At 39.8% G+C, this 4,182-nt stretch carries 3 protein-coding genes; 1 reads left to right on the plus strand and 2 read right to left on the minus strand.

The annotated features are described in order from the left end of the window. Positions 1–309: 309 nt before the first annotated feature. A complete protein-coding gene (locus L2567_RS20560) occupies positions 310–1,191 on the plus strand; it encodes an alpha/beta fold hydrolase (RefSeq protein ID WP_235299745.1) in 882 nt (293 codons plus the stop codon). 91 nt (positions 1,192–1,282) lie between these two features. On the opposite strand, the gene ltrA is transcribed toward L2567_RS20560, so the two are convergent. After that, positions 1,283–2,545: a group II intron reverse transcriptase/maturase gene (gene ltrA, locus L2567_RS20565; RefSeq protein WP_235299746.1), complete on the minus strand. Its 1,263-nt coding sequence runs from the start codon at positions 2,543–2,545 to the stop codon at positions 1,283–1,285. Between the two features lie 1,138 nt (positions 2,546–3,683). After that, on the minus strand, positions 3,684–4,182 hold a 499-nt coding region (locus L2567_RS20570; protein ID WP_235299747.1), incomplete at its 5' end, for an integrase core domain-containing protein.

A 4,182-nucleotide genomic window follows, 5' to 3' on the forward strand; every position in this document is an offset into this window, starting at 1 on the left:
TGGAGTCAGCTCGTTTCCTTTCCATCCAACCTTTGAAGAGGTCTTTCATCTCAATTACAACATGCTCCATCTATTTCCATTAACCACTTTTGATTAACTTAGTACCCGATGGAACTTCAGGGCACACAACAGCAGATAACACGGTGTATAAGCAATAGCGGTTCGGGTGCTAACTCGTATCGCTATTTCATTTAATTAAGGTATATTGTATTTTTAAAAGTAGTTGCGTAAAATCCGCTACTGCTCATACACAAACCGTTAGGCACAACTAGATGCATAATTTTTAACTTCACTTTACTATTATGAGTTATGAAACGTATATTCTATTTACTTCCAATTTTGTTTCTAATTTATTCGTGTGATAACACAAAGAATACCTTGCACCCTGATACAGGAATTGCAGAGGTTAATGGGACGAAACTATATTATGAATTAGCCGGGGCTGGTGAATGTATTGTATTCATACATGGGAATTTCGGTGATTGTCGGCTCTGGGATAATCAGTTTGAACTTTTTGCAAAAAAATACAAGGTTCTTCGATATGATGTTCGTGGTTATGGTAAATCAGCCATGCCGGTAAAGGGTGAAAAATACAGTCCGCATGATGACTTAAAAGCTCTTCTGGACTATTTGAAAATCGAGAAGGCCCATTTTGTAGGATTTTCAATGGGGAGTGGAATTGCCATAGACTTTGCTGTGGAATACCCAGAGATACCATATTCGCTTACTGCAGCAGGCCCAACTGTTCACGGAAATTGGTCTCCTGTTGCCCAGGATTTTATTCGTGAATATCGAAGTGTACCATCAATTGTTAAAGAGAAGGGTATTAAAGGTGCTGCTGAAGAATTTATTGAATTCAAATCTTTAAATTCTCATAAAATGAGTCCTGAAGTAAAAAAACGGATAATTGAAATTGCTTATGATTATTCATTTTGGCACTTTCTTAACCCTGAAAAAATTAAAATTGCACCTGACGCCGTTAATCTGTTAGATAATATTAAGTTCCCAACTTTAATAATTACATCGGAATATGATATTGAATACTGTAGGGAAGTTGCTGACTTATTACATAAAAAAATACCTCAATCATTAAAAGTAGATATAGACGATGCAACACATTACATGTTTATGGATAAACCTAAAGAGTTCAATAGTTCTTTATCCAAATTTCTAGCCGACTTAAATTATTGAAAGACGAGTAGGTAAAGGGGAATCTCACCCCTAAACCTCTCACAGAACCGTACGTGAACCTCTCAGCTCATACGGCTCTTCGTAATCAAACCTATGGAGAGAAGCCATGTTGCCAGTGTGGAAAGATGTGCGGATAACCCGCTGCTATCTTTCTCAACCAAGCTTGTGCATAACTCACAAACTTCCTCCTTCTAAAGCGCTTATACTTGTTAAAGACCCACTTTGCAAGTCTACGATTGATTATCCGAAACACATAGTGCATAGCCGTTTTGTGAAAACGTCCATAGTAATGTAACCAGCCTTGAATTATCGGTGAAAGTACCTTGGTCAACTCTTTGATGTCCATATGTACCCATCTATCAAATCTCAGCTTGCGACATGTAGATATGATCCGCTTGACCGATTTCCAACTGACTCCTGGACTAAATCCAAATATCACTCTTCCATCCTTGGTCTTTACTTTGCGACTACGAAATGTGTAACCTAGAAAATCGAACTGCCTGACCTTCGCAGGTGTGCGTTTCCTCCTCCCTGTTCGATTGCAATAAACAATCTGGGTCTTGTCCGGATGCAGCTCTAGCTTATTTGCTAATAGCCGTGTTCGGATTTGCTTGAGGACATATCTAGCGTACTTCTCATTCTTTACATGTACGATCACATCATCTGCATATCGTTCGAAGGGACAGTCAGGAAACTCTTGTTCCATCCAACTATCAAATACTACATGTAGGAATATGTTTGCTAGAACTGGACTGATTACACCGCCCTGTGGAGTACCCTTCTCTTCATTCTGAATCTGAGTACCATCCTTCAATTCTATGGGTGCTTTCAGCCATCGCTTAACATAGGTAATGATATGTTTGCGATCTGTAAACTTCCGAAGATATCTGATCATCAGTCCATGATCTATGTTATCAAAGAATCCCTTGATATCCATATCGATTACCCATGGCATTTGCCAACAGTTCTTCCTAGCTTGCTCGATGGCTTGGTGCGCATTTCTGTTCGGTCGATAGCCATATGAACTATTACTGAATAGTGGTTCCACTATCTGCTCTAATTCTTTGCTTATTACCGTCTGGGCTACTCGATCTTTTACCGTCGGTATCCCCAGCATACGAACCTTCCCATCTGACTTAGGAATCTCTACTCGCTTTACTGCTTGTGGAAAATAACTTCCGCTTGCTAGACGATTCCACACTGGATACAAGTGCTTCTTCGGATTGGCTGCTATGGTTTTGATGTCTATGCCATCTACACCACTGCTGCCACCATTCGCTTTCACAAACGCAAACGCTTCCCATACTTGTTCTTTACTGATGGGATAAGGTTTTGATCCTTCTTTAAAATTCATCCTTTTAAATCGTTTGATCTAAAGTTGGTAATAAATAAAATCCAATTACGTCAACCCCTTCGCTCCACTTCCATTACAGAAGCTTCTTCACTACTACGAATTGATCCGCCACTCTCCCAATGTCTCAGTTTTCGCTTTACCTATCGAGGCTTATAGCTTTCCCTCAAACAACAAAGGGGAATTTCCCCAGTTTCGTATCTGAGCCTGGTATTAAGGTCATGCCATCTATACACCGGTAGATCGCCATGCCTGCGCTTTCCTAAAATTTTACGCTAATGGCTTGTCTCCGCAGTCCGCCGCACTTTGGATTTTGATCTACAGCAAGGTTATTTACGATGCCTCTACGATGGTTCGCTCTCTTCTCGCTCATCTCCTTAAACCGCACCTGATAGAATCCTACATAAAAAAAAATAGTCTCTACCTTTTCCACAACGCTCAGTACCAACCCGTGAAAGGTAAGCACCTTGTGGCGGTTTGACAGGTAGTTTTAGTCCTCCCCTGCCGAAAGGCCTTATCCTAATCTCCAATTGAATTTATTATACGTGAGGCTTCTGACCTTGCCATTCTTACATGGAGCCAGCTCGTTTCCTTTCCATCCAACCTTTGAAGAGGTCTTTCATCTCAATTACAACTTGTTCCATCTATTTCCATTAACCACTTTTGATTAACTTAGTACCCGATGGAACTTCAGGGCACACCACGGCACCTGACACGCCGTGAAAACGGTCATGCCTGCTATCGCCACGGCACGACGTTTACGGCTATAACGTTATAGCTCATTTAGATGAAGACAGATACCGAAATATTAAATTCTTTACTTAGAGGTGAGTTTATTTCACGATTCAGCTTGGGTGATACATGGTGGATATTCATCGGTGAATATTATCTTGAAGCACATTCAATCAAATTTGAAGAAGATAATATTATGTCCAACATCATAAAACAGAATGGTTCAGCCCCCTAATTATCAGAGAATAATTACGTAAGTTAAAAAATGTGGTTGAATAAGCCTTATCTTTGCATTGCGAGCATCGACAGAAGGTGATTATTAAACCGATGTTGATATCTAAGTGCAGGCCTGTCTTAGTTTTTTATTCTCATCCCATTTAGGGAATCGAATAAAAGGCGAGCATCTCCATCAGGCTCTTAATGCCCGATATTTATACTTATTTACTTTAGGTAATCCTAGTATCTCTTGATACGCTACATTTAGCAATATCTTATTCGTTCTTTTTTCTTGATCTGTGATTACGTCCACATAACCGAGATCATCTAGAGCCCAGAAGATCGCTGGTGGCAATCCTTTTAGACTTCCGTGGCTTCTTTTGTTGTTATACATTGTATAAAAGTGAGTAAGTCTGTTCTCTAATGCTTGCAGACTAGCAAAACGATCGTTTTTGAGTGCCTTACCGAGCTTACTATGAAAACTTTCAATATGTCCATTCTCCTCTGGAGTATAAGGATGAGTAAACACCTTAGTGAGCTCATTTTCTTCAAAGAATGTCATGATATCCTTACTACTAAATTGCTTACCGTTATCACTTCGCACTTCAATTTCTACTTCTGCCGATTTACCTCTTATGGGTTGAATGTAGTTAGCTAGAATGTATTCCCATACCTGTTTGACTTGCTCTGTT

Source organism: Portibacter marinus (assembly GCF_021533195.1).
Taxonomy (GTDB): domain Bacteria; phylum Bacteroidota; class Bacteroidia; order Chitinophagales; family Saprospiraceae; genus Portibacter; species Portibacter marinus.

Bases quoted from the DNA above. Each gene is read 5' to 3' on its own strand.
- L2567_RS20560 (WP_235299745.1), top strand. From the start codon at position 310: ATGAAACGTATATTCTATTTACTTCCAATTTTGTTTCTAATTTATTCG.
- ltrA (WP_235299746.1), bottom strand. From the start codon at position 2,545: ATGAATTTTAAAGAAGGATCAAAACCTTATCCCATCAGTAAAGAACAA.